Below are 14,290 nucleotides of genomic sequence, written 5' to 3'. Positions count from 1 at the left end.
TTTTCTTTGCCGCTCATCAGATCGCAGCGATCGATTTGCGTGACCCCAAAAGTGTCAACCATGTCCCCGAACAGGTGCAAGCTATGTCTCCGGGCTAAACAGCAGCGAAGCAATCCAGAGTCCGGCTCACCACCCTGGATTGCTTCGCTACGCTCGCAATGACGCTGTGGGAGATCACCGTCACACGATCATCGGCGTCTTCAGTCGCCGCTCATGGACAGATCGTCTGCTTGCCCCCTGATGCGAGCCCGCTCATCCACATCTAACGCGCCGCAAGCCCGCGCAACAACAACGTCAGCACCGCATCGGCCCGGGCTGAGCAGGTACACTCGCCCCACTCGTCGGCATGGGCGGGATGATGAAAACTTCTCGTCGCATCGAAGATCGCGGCGGCCGCAACTTTTGGATCGGCGACGTCGAACGCACCCTGCGCGACGCCCTCGGCGATCATGCCCTCGACTTGGGCGATCAGGTTCTGCTTGTGCGCCTTGACCACCGAGCACGCCTCGCGCGCCAGGGTGAGATAGGTCGCGAACATCTCCGGATCTTCACAGACCCGCTTCTGCTTGGCGCCGAACAGCTCGCGCAGCCAGCGCTCCAGCTTCGCCGGCGCGGGGCCCGGCTCCGCCGCGATCTGCGCCAGCGGCGCGCTGACCCGCTCGAGCCAGCGCTTGGCAACCGCCTCGCGCAGCGACGCCTTGCTGGGAAAGTGACGATAGACGGACCCGTGGCTGACATCGAGCGCTCTCGCGACGTCGACGACCGTCGCTTTGGCGAGCCCGTACCGGCGCAACACATCCTCGGTGACTTCGAGGATGCGCTCGGATGTCAGAACCACGGCCTCATTCATGCATGCACCATATCGGCTTCGGACGTATGCGCCTTGATCTGGATCGTCTCAGCCCGATCGGCGGACGACGGCGCGCGGAACTTGGCGGCCTGGGCCTCCAGGTGACGCGCGACCTGGAGATTCAGCCAGTCCTGAAATTGTGAGTGCAACAATCGCTTTTCAATCTTCATCGAAGCGGTCCTTCGCAGTTGAAACCGCTGAACCCAAGGTCAGACAGTGGAAGTTGGTCTTAAGCACGGTGGCACAATCGATATACATCATCGCGCTGACAGATTTCAATATCTGTCAGCACGATTTTTGAGAAATGGTATTATAATCTTGAATTGACCCGCCGGCTCGCCGGAAAGACCGCCGTTTGTGTCGATCCGGCCGCTCTGGTAAAGCGCGGCGTAAAATGCCGGCGCGGACGCTTGGTCCCGCCCACCTTCCCTCCCGCCTTGGAGCGCCGTCGATGATCCCCCGCTACAGCCGTCCCGAAATGGCCTCGATCTGGGAACCGCAGACCCGGTTCAAGATCTGGTTCGAGATCGAGGCGCATGCGGCGGACGCGCTGGCCGAGCTCGGCACGATCCCGAAGGACGCCGCCAAGACGATCTGGGCCAAGGCCAAGGACGCCACCTTCGACGTCGCCCGCATCGATGAGATCGAGCGGGAGACCAAGCACGACGTCATCGCCTTCCTGACCCATCTCGCCGAAATCGTCGGCCCCGAGGCGCGCTTCGTGCACCAGGGCATGACCTCCTCCGACGTGCTCGACACCTGCCTGAACGTGCAGCTCACCCGTGCCGCCGACCTGCTGCTCGCCGATCTCGACCGCGTGCTGGCGGCGCTGAAGACGCGTGCCTTCGAGCACAAGATGACGCCGACCATCGGCCGCTCGCACGGCATCCATGCCGAGCCGGTCACGTTCGGCCTCAAGCTCGCCTATGCCTATGCCGAATTCTCTCGCGCGCGCGAGCGCCTGGTCGCCGCCCGCAAGGAGGTCGCGACCTGCGCCATCTCCGGCGCCGTCGGCACCTTCGCCCAGATCGATCCGCGGGTGGAGGAGCACGTCGCCAAGGCGATGGGCCTTAGCCCCGAGCCGATCTCGACCCAGGTGATTCCGCGCGACCGCCACGCGATGTTCTTTGCGACCCTCGGCGTCATCGCTTCGTCCGTGGAGCGCCTGGCAACCGAAGTCCGCCACCTGCAGCGCACCGAGGTGCTGGAGGCCGAGGAGTTCTTCTCGGAGGGCCAGAAGGGCTCGTCGGCGATGCCGCACAAGCGCAACCCGGTGCTGTCGGAGAACCTTACCGGCCTCGCCCGCATGGTGCGCGCCTATGTGACGCCGGCGATGGAGAACGTCGTGCTGTGGCACGAGCGCGACATCTCGCACTCCTCGGTCGAGCGCATGATCGGCCCCGACGCCACCGTCACGCTCGACTTCGCGCTGATGCGCCTCGCCGGCCTGATCGAGAAGCTGCTGGTCTACCCGGCCAACATGGAAAAGAACCTCGACAAGCTCGGCGGCCTCGTGCACTCGCAGCGCGTGCTGATCGCGCTGACCCAGAAGGGGGCGAGCCGCGAGGACTCCTACAAGCTCGTCCAGCGCAACGCGATGCCGGTCTGGCGCGGCGAAGGCGACTTCCGCACCCTGCTGAAGGCCGATGCCGACGTGAAGAAGTACCTGACAGATGCCGAGATCGACGAGCAGTTCGACCTCGGCTATCACCTCAAGCACGTCGACACGATCTTCAAGCGCGTGTTCGGGGAGAGCTGAGCGCGCGTCGAGCGGGCGGACGCCTCAGTCCGCCTCCTCGCACTTGTCCTGCTTGACCTTGAACATCTTCCGGAACTGAGTCTCGAGCGCGCTCCGCATCGCCTCCATCTTCGTCTCGCCGGTGTTGCGGAGGTTGTAGTTCACAGCGCAATTGGTCCAGCCGAAATTGACCAGATAGATCCGCATGCGCTCCTGCCCGTCCGGCTTCTGCGCTTCGGCGGCGTACCGGGCGACGCAGGCCTTCGGGCTGGCGTTGTTGGCGCAGCCCTGCGCCACGGTCTGGCGAAACATCTGCTGCAGGTCGGTCTTGCCCTCGATCGCGTCGACGAAGCGTGCGCAGGCGGCGGCAGGCTGATAGTCGCGCAATGCCGAGGGCATCTTGAAGCCGCGGGTCTGGGCCAGCTCGAAATCGCAGCTGTCCTTCAGCTCCGCCACCCTGGCGCGGCGATAGTCGTCGACGCCGGGCAGCGCGATGAACTCCAGCCGGGCGGCGACGTCGAGCGCAGCCTTGCAGGCGCGATCGATCTTATCGGGGTCGAGCGCGGCGACCGCCTTCGGCTCGAACGCCGGCAGCGTGCCGGGGGACTCGAAATCGGACGGGCCGAACAGCAGATGCACGGTATTGCGCAGCCGAATCTCGTCCTGCTTGGCGGGATCAAACCGGACCGTGAAACGGCAGCCGCTGTCCCAGGACATCGTTCGCTCGGCGGCATCCGCGCTGGCGCCGGCGAGCGTGACGGCGGCGAGCGCCAGGCATGCGATCCATCCGGTCAAGCTTCGTCGGGTCATGGCACTCCTCGCAGGCGACCTTTGCCTGCATCCTACTCTGTCCCCGCGCCGCGCACCATCCGCAGCGCGACGTCGTCACGCTCGACGTGGCGATGCCAGACCTGACGGCGCGCGCAGCTATAGCTTTTTCAACGAGACGACCGCACTACCCTTGTTGTTGAAGTAGAATCGATACAACAGCCAAGGAAACAGGATGGACGTGTCGTTGACATAGACGAACACCTCCCCATCGCTGCGGGCCGTGAACCTGGCTGTCCAGCGGCGGCTGCCGGGCGTTTCCTGCTGGAAAGCCGGGAGATGCTCCTCGAGCCCCGTGCTGCCCACCCGCACGATTGGCGCGAACCAGTTCGACCAGATCAGGCGCTTGAAGGGTATCCCGGGCAGCTGCGTCCAGGTGCCGTAACCGAAGCCGGCCGGAGTCGCGGGGATGCCGCCGTCGCTCCATGCCTCCCCGACATCGAGCACGATCTGATAGGTCTCGCCCTGCGCCACGGTCAGCGCCGTCGGATAGCAATGGTGACGCGTCTCGAACATCGGCCGGATGCTGCCACCAGGGTATGCGCCGATCTCTGTGTCCTCGACCTCGGTCGGCCTCAGCGTCTCCTTGCAGAACAGCCCGGCCGTATTGGCCGCGCCGAACCCCAGCCACCAGAACAGCCAGAACATGATGGCGAACGGGAAGATCCACGTTTTGAGGAGATAGAAACCGGCAACATACCAGCCCTGGCGGCGCAGCGAATAGACCGTCGCGCGCCAGCCGGTCACCGGCGTGTGCCGTGACGGATCGTTCCAAGCGATGCGTGCGGTATCGCGGATCTTCTGCTGAAGCGAGGTGCCCCACGACGTCAAGCCGAGCGCCACAGCTACCCCGATCAAAAGGAAACCGGGCGAATCCCGAAACGCGACGAACCAGGGGTCGAGAAATTTTGGCAGGAACGCAGCGGCCGCGTTGACCGCCGGATCGCCCACCACATGCAGCGGAACATAGAGGAAGCGCGGCCAATAGATGACGGCGTATGGGATCGCCGCGACGAACAGCAGCGCGAACATGGTGACGAAATAGACCACGCGGCGCAGCCACACCCAGTTCCAGACGTCATCCTGGACGCGTATCCGCGCGCGTCCCTGATCGCACGGATGCAGACCATCGGCTGATGTGCCCGAGTCGTCGGTCACGCGGTAGCTGGCCGGCACGACGACCGGTGCATAATGATCGGTGCCCGACCGGATGCGTTCGAAGACGGTGTGGTGGATGACAGGCTTCGCCGGCGGCAACGGCGGCTGTGGCAGGCTCGGATGCAGATCGCCGGCCAGAAGCTCCGTCTGCGGCTTGAACGGCGAATGCAGCAGCCATTTCATGCGCCTGATATCGTAACGCAGCGAGAGCTTGTACGGCGGCGCGTCGTAGATCTCGCGCAGATTGCGCGGCTTATAGCGGTAATAGGCCGCAAGCCCCTTTCGCGAGTCGTTGAGCTTATCGAGCGGATCGATCTCGGGGTCGTAGAGCAGGCTGCGCCGCTCCTCGAGATAGACGAGACCATAGGCCTGAACCCGGTCCAGCATCCAGTCGAGCGTCACATAGGACAGACCATCCTGCGGATAGCCGCCGCCGATGTCGGAGTGCACGCCGGTGAACCACACCTGGCTGATGCGCTCGCGGTCACTGGCCGGCAGATCGGTGCGCAGATGCGGCGGCGGGTCGGCGCGTTTCGCGGCCTCGCTGCGTGGATCGTGATCGATGCCGAACAGCCAGTCCTTCTTGTCACCCCGGCCGGGCACCGCCTCGTCACGCCCCCACACGTAGCGCTCGTCCCAGATCACCGGGCGGAACGCATCGCGCTCCTCCTCGATCGCGAGCGCATGGCAGGCGCGATGGATCTTCGAGCTCATGAATTGGTCTGGCATCGACAGCGGCCAGATCCAATAATCGATGGCACGGGTCATCTCCTCGATCGGACCGCCATAGGCGTCGACCGTGTCCCAGATGCCGACGAAATGGATGCTCTCCACCTCAATGGGCGGCGGCTCGGGGGGCAGGTTACGCCAGCTGCGCAGCTCGCGGATTCCCCAATCGCGGATCCCGCGGAGATCGAGGCCGATCCTGCCGAGATAGCGGAGGATGCCGCTGTTGTAGCGCCGGCGGTAGCGGCGATAGGCATCGGCGGCGAACCGTGCCAGATCAGCGTCATTGTTGTTGTAGGGAACGAGCCCCTGCCCCGCGATCATCGCCGCCACGATGCGGATCGTGAAAGCGCCGCGGCTGAAGCCGAAGCAGTAGATGCGATCGCCAGGCCGGTAGTTGCGGCAGCAGAAGCTATAGAGCGCAATGACGTTGCGCTTCAGGCCGAAACCGAAGATGCCGCCGAGCGCCGCGAACAGCTTGAACGACGAGGTGCCGACGCCGTCGTCGTAGAACGCGATCTGCCGGCTGGGATCGCGCAGATCGAGCAGTTGGAACAGCCGCCAGACATTCGTCTTGAACAAGGCCTTGGCACTGTTGCCGGTCCCATCCGACAGCAGCACGATGTTTCTCGCAGCAGCGTTGGACATGAGGCCCCCCGACCAGAATGCCGGAGCGGAGCTTGGGACCCAATTGTAATAAAAGCAAGGCGCAATCCTCGCGCGAGCGACTTGGCTGCTCGGCCTGTCAGATTGCTCTCGGGATCGCAGCAGCGACCGTCTCCGCGCAGCTCGCATCACCCAGAAATGATCGAGAGAGACCCTCATCCAGTTGTCGTGCGAGAGGACGTCGACCTCTGATCCTTCGACATCGCGCCAGCGTGGTCTTATGCAGGCCGCTCCTTTGCGCGTGCGAGACCCGGATATGATCGAGACGACGACCGCCTATGATCCCCTGCTGCGATGGATTCACTGGGCCACCGCCCTGCTCTTCATCGCGGCCATGCTGATCGGCCTGTATTGCGGGCTGCAGCCGGCGGGGACGTCGCCACGGCGCGAGCTCCTGGAAATCCACAAGTCGCTCGGCAGCACGCTGTTTCTGCTGGCGATCGCCCGGCTGATCGTGCGGGCCCGCACCAGCGCCCCGCCCGCACCCGCGGCGTTCGGTCCGGTTGTCCGCGCGCTGTCGCAGCTCAATCACTGGGCGCTCTATGCCGTGCTGCTGGTGATGCCGGTGACCGGCTACATGTTCTCGTCGGCCGGCGGCTATTCGCTGCGTTATTTCGGAACCTTCAGCTGGCCGCGGCTGTTCGCCGGCGACAAGGCGATCGCCCATGCCGGCGAGGTCACGCACGATACGCTGGCCTATCTGGTCTATCTCGTGGTCGGCCTGCACATCGCGGCCACGCTCTGGCACGCGTTCGTCAAGAAGGACGAGACCTTGGCCCGGATGTGGCCGCGGCGGTGAGCGTAGGCGCGTCGCATCTCGTCGTAGAATGATCACTCTCGCCCGTCATGCTCATCGATCAACCGACGAGCAGGAGACCCATTAGATCGGCTTCGCTGCCACGACGAGATCGCCGGCGCGCTGGTCCTGCTTCAGCAGCGCGGCCAATTCGCTCTCATCGAGCGTCTCCTTGACCAGCAGCCGGCGCGCGGCGCGCTCCAGGACGTCGCGCTTGTCCTGCAGCAGCTTGCGGGTGCGCTCGAGCGCTGCGGTCACGATGGTACGCACCTCGGCGTCGATCGCGTCGCCGGCCGCCTCGCCATAGTCGGCGCTGCGCGAGGCGCCCGGCGCCAGGAACGACTGGTTGTCGCGCTCATAGGCGACCGAGCCCAACTGCTCCGACATGCCGTAGCGCGTCACCATCGAGCGGGCGATGTCGGTAACGCGGCGGAGGTCGTCCGCGGCGCCCGTCGACAGATGGCCGTAGACCACGAGCTCCGCGGCGCGGCCGCCGAGCAGCACCGCCATCTTGTTCTCGAGCTCCTCGCGCGTCATCAGGAAGCGGTCCTCGGTCGGACGCTGGATGGTGTAGCCGAGCGCGCCGACGCCGCGCGGAATGATCGAGACCTTGTGCACGGGATCGGTGCCCGGCAGGCTCATCGCCACGATCGCATGCCCCATCTCGTGATAGGCGACGATCTCGCGCTCCTTCGGATTGAGCAGCCGGTTGCGCTTCTCGAGCCCTGCGACGATGCGCTCGATCGCGTTGTTGAAATCGTCGAGCGTCACCTCGTTAGCGCCGCGCCGCGTCGCCAGCAGGGTCGCCTCGTTGACGAGGTTGGCGAGATCGGCGCCGGTGAAGCCCGGCGTCAGCGCCGCCACCTTCTCCGGATCGACATCGGCGGCGAGCTTCGCCTTCTTCAGATGCACGTTGAGGATCTGGATGCGGCCAGGCTTGTCGGGACGGTCGACCAGCACTTGGCGGTCGAAGCGGCCGGCGCGCAGCAGCGCCGGATCGAGAATCTCCGGCCGGTTGGTCGCCGCGAGCAGCACGAGGCCGGTGGAGGAATCGAAGCCGTCGAGCTCGACCAGGAGCTGGTTGAGGGTCTGCTCCTTCTCGTCATGGCCGCCCGCGAACGGGCCCATGCCACGGGCGCGTCCGAGCGCATCGAGCTCGTCGATGAAGATGATCGCCGGCGCCTTGGCGCGCGCCTGCTCGAACAGGTCGCGCACGCGCGCCGCGCCGACGCCGACGAACATCTCGACGAATTCGGAGCCCGAGATCGAGAAGAACGGCACGCCGGCCTCGCCCGCGACCGCCTTGGCGAGCAAGGTCTTGCCGGTGCCGGGCGGGCCGACCAGCAGCACGCCCTTGGGCATGCGGCCGCCGAGCCGGCCATAGGATTTCGGATCCTTCAGGAAGGACACGATCTCGCGCAGCTCGTCCTTGGCCTCGTCGACGCCGGCGACGTCCTCGAAGCGGACGCCGGTGTTGGCCTCGACATAGACCTTGGCCTTGCTCTTGCCGATCTGCATCAGGCCGCCGCCGAGCCCACCAGCGCCGCCCATCATCCGCCGCGAGAGCCAGTACCAGACGCCGAAGAACAGCGCGATCGGCATCACCAGCGAAAGGATGTCGCCGAGGATGTTGCTCTCGACCCGGCCGGTGAAGGTGACATTGGCCTTGGCGAGCTCCTTGGCGAACTCCTGGTCGACGCGCGTGGTCGCGAAGCGCGTCTGCCCGCTCGGCAGCGGCTCCTTCAGCGTGCCTTCCAGATAGTTCTCGGAGACGCCGACCTCCTTCACCTTGCCGGCGTTGAGCAGATCCTGGAATTGGCTGTAGGGAATGACGGCGACCTGGCGATAGCTCGTCCACGCATTGTGGATCATCATCGCGACGAAGATCGCGACAACAGCGTACCAGAGATTGAAGCGGGTCTGCTTGGTCATGGGTCTCTCGATCGGTGATCAGTCGAAAACGGGCGGCCGCAACCTGCGGATCATCCGGCGCCGCCCTCAGGTGCGGTCCTGCGCTGCGGCCTTGGGCACGAACACCGCCACCGCGCGCGGCAGCACGGAGAAGCGCGCCGGCGTGAAGGTGACGAGCTCGCCGTCGGCATTGATCGGGCGCGGTCGCCGGGTGCGGATCTCGAATGATGTGTCGCGCGATGCGCGCACCTCCTGCCAAAGGCCGTGGCGGCCCCTGCGGAAGTCATAGGCCATCGCCAAGAGCTTCCAGACGCGGCCGATCTCCAGCGAATAGAGATCGAGGTGGGAATCGTCGATCTCGGCACGGTGGTCGACCGCCATGCCGCCGCCGTAGTAGCGGCCATTGCCGACCGCGATCTGCAGCGTCTTGACGCGCACCGCGCCGTCGGACGACACGATCATCGCGCGGAACGGCCGTGCATTGGTCAGCACCTTCAGCGCCGTGACCGCATAGCCGAGCCGACCGAACCTGCGCTTGGTCTCCTTGGTCAGTTGACGCGCGAGCTCGGCGCTCAGGCCGAGGCTGGCGACGTTGAAGAACGGATGGCCGTTGACCTCGCCGAGATCGATCCGGCGGCGATGGCCGGCGGCGATCACGTCGACCGCGGCCTCCATGTCCTGGGGCAGGCCGAGCGTACGGGCAAGGTCGTTGGCGGTGCCGGCCGGAATGATGCCGAGCGGCAGGCCGGTCCTGACCAGCGCCGGCGCAGCCGCGTTCAGGCTGCCGTCTCCCCCGGCGACGACGACCGCCTCCGCGTCGTCGGCATGGGCCTCGATCCACGGCGCCACCTCGCGCGGACTATGCGGTGCCGAGATCACGAGATCATAGCCGGCCGCGCTCAGCCGCGACACGGCAATGCCGGCCGCCTCGCCGCCGGAGCGGCTGCCGCGGTTGATGATCATCAGGAGGCGGCGCGTTGCCACGGCGGGGCGCGACGGCGGCGCCTTCGCGATCGATACCTGGTCACCCCCCGTGGTCACGATTGTCTCCCGTACACAAGATGCCAGCGCGCCTCGGCGCGCGGGTTCCATACAAAGTGGCGAGCAGGCACTCCGGTTCCATCACGATCCCGGCCCCAACCGGAGGATTCCGGAAGGCACGCAGATGACGATTGTCGGGATGGTGAAGTGGGGGGCGAGAGCCGCGAGGGCCGATAGCTACAAGCGACGCGTGTGGCCGCATCTCGTCAAACTCCTCCGCGCTCCAAAGCGCGCAATACCGTCAGCGGTATCGGTCATGAAAGAGAGTCCGACATCATAGTCCCGGGGACTATCAGAGGGGCCCGGATCTCCGGTCCTCTGGAATTAGTTGACCGACGCCCGCCTGCAAGACGCCTGCCGGGGTGGCAGACACTCTGTCGCACCTCGCCGTTCATCTTGCTGAACGTTGACGCAAACCGCGGGCTCTTGAAAACCGCGGGCTCTTGAAAACCAATCGGCACACACCTACGTCCGTCGCCTACCCCTGGTCCGGGCCCCTCTGGTGAAGCTGCCGGTGCGCTCACGATGTCGGACCTGACATCAATCTCACCGGCCTGATTAAGAGGACCCGTCGTGGAATTCCTGTTCATCGCGTTTGCCGGCAAGCCCGTCTGGATGTGGCTCGCCTTCCTCGCAATCGTGCTCGCCCTCCTCGTCTTCGACCTCGGCATCCTCCATCGCAAGACGCGCGAGATCTCGGTCCGCGAGAGCCTCGTCATGAGCGCCGTCTACATCATGCTCGCCCTGGCCTTCGGCGCCTGGGTGTGGTGGCAGCTCGGCGCCGAGGCCGGCACCGCCTATCTCACCGCCTTCACGATCGAGAAGGCGCTGGCGATGGACAATGTCTTCGTCATCGCCATGATCTTCAGCTATTTCGCGATCCCGCGCGCCTATCAGCACCGCGTGCTGTTCTGGGGCATCGTCGGCGTGATCGTGCTGCGCGCGATCATGATCGGCCTCGGCGCCGCGATCGTCGCCCAGGCGAGCTGGGTGCTGTATCTGTTCGCGCTGTTCCTGGTCGCGACCGGCGTCAAGATGCTGGTGTTCAAGGACAAGCCGCACGACGTCGGCGCCAATCCGGCGCTGGCCTGGATGCGCCGCCGCTTCGACGTCACCGACCGCCTGCACGAGGAGCGCTTCTTCGTGCGCCAGCCTGACGCGCGCGGCAAGCCGACCTGGTTCATGACGCCGCTGTTCCTGGCGCTGATCCTGATCGAGTTCGCCGACGTCATCTTCGCGGTCGACTCGGTGCCCGCGATCTTCGCGATCTCGACCGACCCGTTCGTGGTCTACACCTCGAACATCTTCGCGATCCTCGGCCTGCGCGCGCTCTATTTCGCGCTCGCCGCGATGGTCGATCGCTTCCAATATCTCAAGCTGGCGCTGGCGGCGGTGCTGATCTTCATCGGGTCGAAGATCTTCCTGGCCGACCTGCTCGGGCTCGAGAAGTTTCCGCCCGCCATTTCGCTCGGCATCACCTTCGGTCTGCTCGGCGCGGGCATCGCCTACTCGCTGTGGAAGACGCGGCCTGCGGTCGAGCCGATGAAGTGAGGCAGGTCAGAGGACATGAGGTTGCTGCGTGGCAATGAATGATGTCACATCCGACGATGAGGACTCCTCGGCGCCGCGCCGTCACAACGGGCCGATCAGCCGCCGGCTGCTCGCGATCGCCCGCACGGTGCGGTCCGAGGAGCCGTCGATCGGCGAGTTGTTCGACCGGCTGGAATCGGAAGGTCTCGGCCTGACCCTGCTGCTGCTGACCCTGCCGGCGCTGATCCCGTTGCCTGGCCCGTTCGGCATGGTGTTCGGCACGTTTGTCGCGCTGGTCGCGTTGCAGATCCTGTTCGGCGCCGAGCGGCTATGGCTGCCCGAGCAGTTGCGCCGCCGGCCGGTGCCGCAGCGGCTGCTGCGCAAGATCATCCGCGCCGGGCTGGACTGGGCGGGCTATGCCGAACGCGGCCTGCGCGAGGACCGGCTGGTCTGGCTGACCGGCCGGCCGGCGCGGATGCTGCTCGCGCTGCCGCTGCTGCTGATGGCCGTCACCATCATCCTGCCGATCCCGATGGGCAACGTGATGCCGGCGCTGGCGCTGATCGCTGCCTCGATCGGCTTCATGGCCGGCGACGGCCTCGCGGTGCTGGTGTCGATCCTGATTGCAATGGCCGCCGTGGTGTGGACGGCCGTTCTGCTCTACACCGGCGCCGCGGCGGCCGATTATGCCGCAACTCTCCTGGCACGGCTTGCGGTGCAACTGCGGGCCATGCTGGAAAGCATCGGTGTCGATCTCGGCTTTGCCGCCGGCGTGACAACCGTGTTTGCAGTGGCAACCGGCATCGCCGCGCTGGCCCTCTGGGTGCAGGCGGTGCGCCACCGCCGCAGCCGGCGCGCATCCTACGATCCGGCGCAGGATCCCCGCGAGCGCTCCCGCGCGCTGGCGCGTCGCGGCCGCGGCCTCGTGGCCGCCGCGAGCATTGCGACCACCGCAGCCGCCGTCTTCGTCGCCACGCGCTTCATGCTCACCGGCTCGATCTGAAGTTCCCGCTGTGGCAGCGCGGCCGCGCGACGGTGCATTGCGGCTGCGACGGACATATCTCCGTGAGCGCCTGTCCGCGCAAGCGCGAGCACTTGTCATTGAAGCGGCAACAAAAAATGCGACCGGTAAGCGCCGACGCGTCGCGTATCATCGACGCCCTGCGAGAAATGCCACTGTCCCTTTGTGCCGGCTGCAGCTATACGAGAGATGACTGTCACTAAACGGTTACAGAATCGACACATGCCCGATTCGAACGCACCGGCGTCGATCCACGGCGATGGCCATGCGGTCGGCGTGCGGGAGGGTGGCGAGTCGGCGAGCAGCGATCCCGGCGGCGCCGCCGACAGCTTGACTGCGCAGCACCTTGCCGATCATGCGGTCACGCAGGGTGATGCCACGGCGCCCAGCGTGGACGCCGCAGCGCTGTTCTTGCCGGATCCGGCGGCCGGCAGCGGCCACGAGATCGAGCTGAAGCTTCTCGTCCCACCCGATCAGCTCGCCGGCTTCAACAACGCGCCGGTCGTCATCGCGCATGCGCGCAACAAGGGCTCGCGCAAGCATCTGACCTCGGTCTACTACGACACGCCCAAGCGCACGCTGTGGAAGAACGGCTTCACCTTGCGGGTGCGCCAGAGCGGCTCGCGCTTCGTGCAGACCGTGAAGGCGCAGCACTGCGACGATCCGCTCAAGCGCGGCGAATGGGAGGCGAATGTATCTTCGCTGGCGCCCGATCCGGCGCTGGCGGCCGCGCTGCTGCCGGAGGAGCTGCGCGCGACGCTGGCCGATGCAACGCTCGAAGCGGTGTTCACGGCCGACGTGCATCGCCATGCGCGCATGCTCGACGTGCCCGGCGCGACCATCGAGATCGCGTTCGACAGCGGCGTCATCAAGGCCGCCGAGCACAGCGAGATCGTGAGCGAGATCGAGCTGGAGCTCAAGAGCGGCAACCCCGCCGCCATCTACGAGATCGCACAGCGCATCGGCGATCACGGAGCGATCCGGCCTTCGATCCGCAGCAAGTCGGCGCGCGGTTTCGATCTCGCCACGGGCAAGGCTCCCGGCGCCGAGAAGCCGCGCAAGCCGTGCCTCGATCCAGCGGTGTCGCTGGACGAGAGCTTTGCGATCGTCCTGCGCGGCAGCCTGCATCATCTGTTGCAGGCGATGCCTGCGGCGGAGGACGGCCGTGATCCGGAAGGCGTGCATCAGTTGCGGGTGGCGCTGCGCCGCCTGCGCGCCGCGCTGCATCTGATGCGGCCGCTCGGGACCTCGGCGAGGCTCGACGGCCTCGAGGCGGATGCGCGCTGGCTGGCGCAGAGCCTCTCGGCAGCGCGCGACCTCGACGTGTTCCTGACCGATACGCTGCCCGAGATCGCCGAGGCCTGCCCGACGGTCGCAGGCTTCGACTCGCTCCGGGCGCTCGCCGAGCGGCGGCGCGAGCTCGCCTATCGCACGCTGCGCATCGCGATTGCCGAGCGCCGCTGCGCCGCTTTCGTGCTCGGCCTCGGCGAATGGATCGAGACCCGCGGCTGGCGCAACGACGTCTCCCCCGACGATCTCCGACGCCTCGCCGCGCCCGCGATCGATTTCGCCGGGCCCGTCCTGTCGGAGCGCCATCAGAAGGTGCTCAAGCGCGGTCGCCGCTTCAAGAAACTGCCGGCCGAGCGCCGCCACCGGCTGCGTCTTGCGCTGAAGAAGCTGCGCTACAGCATCGACTTCCTGCTGCCGCTCTACGGCGCCAGCAAATCGGCGAAGAAATACGCGAGAACGCTCGCCGGCTTCCAGGAGCAGCTCGGCCACTACAACGACATGGCGGTCACCGCCGGCGTGATCGAGACCCTCGGCACCACCTCCACCGACGCGGCGATCGCGGCCGCCGCGATCACCGGCTGGCAGTCGCATGCCATGGCGGGCGTGGAGGAGCCGCTGCGCGAGGCGTGGCGCGCCTTCACCAAGGCGCCGACGCCGTGGGAGGCCGAGGAGGCGTGACGACCGGAGGCCGATGACGTCGGTTCATGGACCGCATTGATCTGGTTCAAGACATCC

11 protein-coding genes are annotated in these 14,290 nt (G+C 66.2%); 5 read left to right on the top strand and 6 right to left on the bottom strand.

Annotated features, from left to right (window positions below; translation table 11 throughout):
• Positions 1–262: 262 nt before the first annotated feature.
• Complete coding sequence (locus ACQR1D_RS30115) at positions 263–850, bottom strand: TetR family transcriptional regulator (RefSeq protein ID WP_434840319.1); 588 nt, start codon at positions 848–850, stop codon at positions 263–265.
• Positions 847–1,020, bottom strand: a complete 174-nt coding sequence (locus ACQR1D_RS30110) for a hypothetical protein (protein ID WP_434840320.1) — start codon at positions 1,018–1,020, stop codon at positions 847–849. Before ACQR1D_RS30110 ends, ACQR1D_RS30115 begins: the two co-directional genes overlap by 4 nt.
• 281 nt (positions 1,021–1,301) lie before the next feature.
• On the opposite strand from ACQR1D_RS30110, the gene purB reads away from it, so the two are divergent.
• Complete coding sequence (gene purB, locus ACQR1D_RS30105; protein WP_434840321.1) at positions 1,302–2,609, top strand: adenylosuccinate lyase; 1,308 nt, start codon at positions 1,302–1,304, stop codon at positions 2,607–2,609.
• A gap of 24 nt (positions 2,610–2,633) precedes the next feature.
• On the opposite strand, the gene ACQR1D_RS30100 is transcribed toward purB, so the two are convergent.
• Both ACQR1D_RS30100 and ACQR1D_RS30095 read right to left on the bottom strand, forming a co-directional pair.
• Complete coding sequence (locus tag ACQR1D_RS30100; RefSeq protein ID WP_434840322.1) at positions 2,634–3,398, bottom strand: hypothetical protein; 765 nt, start codon at positions 3,396–3,398, stop codon at positions 2,634–2,636.
• A 117-nt stretch (positions 3,399–3,515) separates the two neighbouring features.
• Entirely contained in the window at positions 3,516–5,948 is a 2,433-nt protein-coding gene (locus tag ACQR1D_RS30095) for a DUF2235 domain-containing protein (RefSeq protein WP_434840323.1), read from the bottom strand.
• A gap of 274 nt (positions 5,949–6,222) precedes the next feature.
• Between ACQR1D_RS30095 and ACQR1D_RS30090 the strand changes: the two genes are divergently transcribed.
• Complete coding sequence (locus tag ACQR1D_RS30090) at positions 6,223–6,765, top strand: cytochrome b (protein ID WP_434840324.1); 543 nt, start codon at positions 6,223–6,225, stop codon at positions 6,763–6,765.
• An 81-nt stretch (positions 6,766–6,846) separates the two neighbouring features.
• Here ACQR1D_RS30090 and ftsH read toward each other — a convergent pair whose 3' ends face one another.
• Both ftsH and ACQR1D_RS30080 read right to left on the bottom strand, forming a co-directional pair.
• Complete coding sequence (gene ftsH / locus ACQR1D_RS30085) at positions 6,847–8,694, bottom strand: ATP-dependent zinc metalloprotease FtsH (RefSeq protein ID WP_315801172.1); 1,848 nt, start codon at positions 8,692–8,694, stop codon at positions 6,847–6,849.
• Positions 8,695–8,760: 66 nt separating this feature from the next.
• Positions 8,761–9,714 carry a lipid kinase gene (locus ACQR1D_RS30080; RefSeq protein WP_315801173.1) on the bottom strand — a complete coding sequence of 318 codons (954 nt, stop codon included), beginning with the start codon at positions 9,712–9,714 and terminating at the stop codon, positions 8,761–8,763.
• A gap of 573 nt (positions 9,715–10,287) precedes the next feature.
• Here ACQR1D_RS30080 and ACQR1D_RS30075 point away from each other — a divergent pair.
• From ACQR1D_RS30075 to ACQR1D_RS30065, 3 genes are all read left to right on the top strand, one after another.
• Positions 10,288–11,265 (top strand): TerC family protein, encoded by a 978-nt coding sequence (locus ACQR1D_RS30075; RefSeq protein ID WP_316183096.1) that lies wholly within the window; start codon positions 10,288–10,290, stop codon positions 11,263–11,265.
• 28 nt (positions 11,266–11,293) lie between these two features.
• A complete protein-coding gene (locus tag ACQR1D_RS30070) occupies positions 11,294–12,247 on the top strand; it encodes an exopolysaccharide biosynthesis protein (RefSeq protein WP_316183095.1) in 954 nt (317 codons plus the stop codon).
• A 240-nt stretch (positions 12,248–12,487) separates the two neighbouring features.
• Entirely contained in the window at positions 12,488–14,233 is a 1,746-nt protein-coding gene (locus ACQR1D_RS30065) for a CHAD domain-containing protein (RefSeq protein ID WP_434890943.1), read from the top strand.
• The last annotated feature ends 57 nt before the right edge of the window (positions 14,234–14,290 follow it).

The organism is Bradyrhizobium sp. HKCCYLRH2047 (genome assembly GCF_051168175.1).
Lineage (GTDB): Bacteria > Pseudomonadota > Alphaproteobacteria > Rhizobiales > Xanthobacteraceae > Bradyrhizobium.
The sequence above is the reverse complement of the archived record's forward strand: the minus strand, read 5'-3'. Positions and strand labels throughout refer to the sequence as shown.

Bases quoted from the DNA above. Each gene is read 5' to 3' on its own strand.
- ACQR1D_RS30110 (WP_434840320.1), bottom strand. From the start codon at position 1,020: ATGAAGATTGAAAAGCGATTGTTGCACTCACAATTTCAGGACTGGCTG.
- ACQR1D_RS30095 (WP_434840323.1), bottom strand. From the start codon at position 5,948: ATGTCCAACGCTGCTGCGAGAAACATCGTGCTGCTGTCGGATGGGACC.
- purB (WP_434840321.1), top strand. From the start codon at position 1,302: ATGATCCCCCGCTACAGCCGTCCCGAAATGGCCTCGATCTGGGAACCG.
- ACQR1D_RS30115 (WP_434840319.1), bottom strand. From the start codon at position 850: ATGAATGAGGCCGTGGTTCTGACATCCGAGCGCATCCTCGAAGTCACC.
- ACQR1D_RS30065 (WP_434890943.1), top strand. From the start codon at position 12,488: ATGCCCGATTCGAACGCACCGGCGTCGATCCACGGCGATGGCCATGCG.
- ftsH (WP_315801172.1), bottom strand. From the start codon at position 8,694: ATGACCAAGCAGACCCGCTTCAATCTCTGGTACGCTGTTGTCGCGATC.
- ACQR1D_RS30090 (WP_434840324.1), top strand. From the start codon at position 6,223: ATGATCGAGACGACGACCGCCTATGATCCCCTGCTGCGATGGATTCAC.
- ACQR1D_RS30100 (WP_434840322.1), bottom strand. From the start codon at position 3,398: ATGACCCGACGAAGCTTGACCGGATGGATCGCATGCCTGGCGCTCGCC.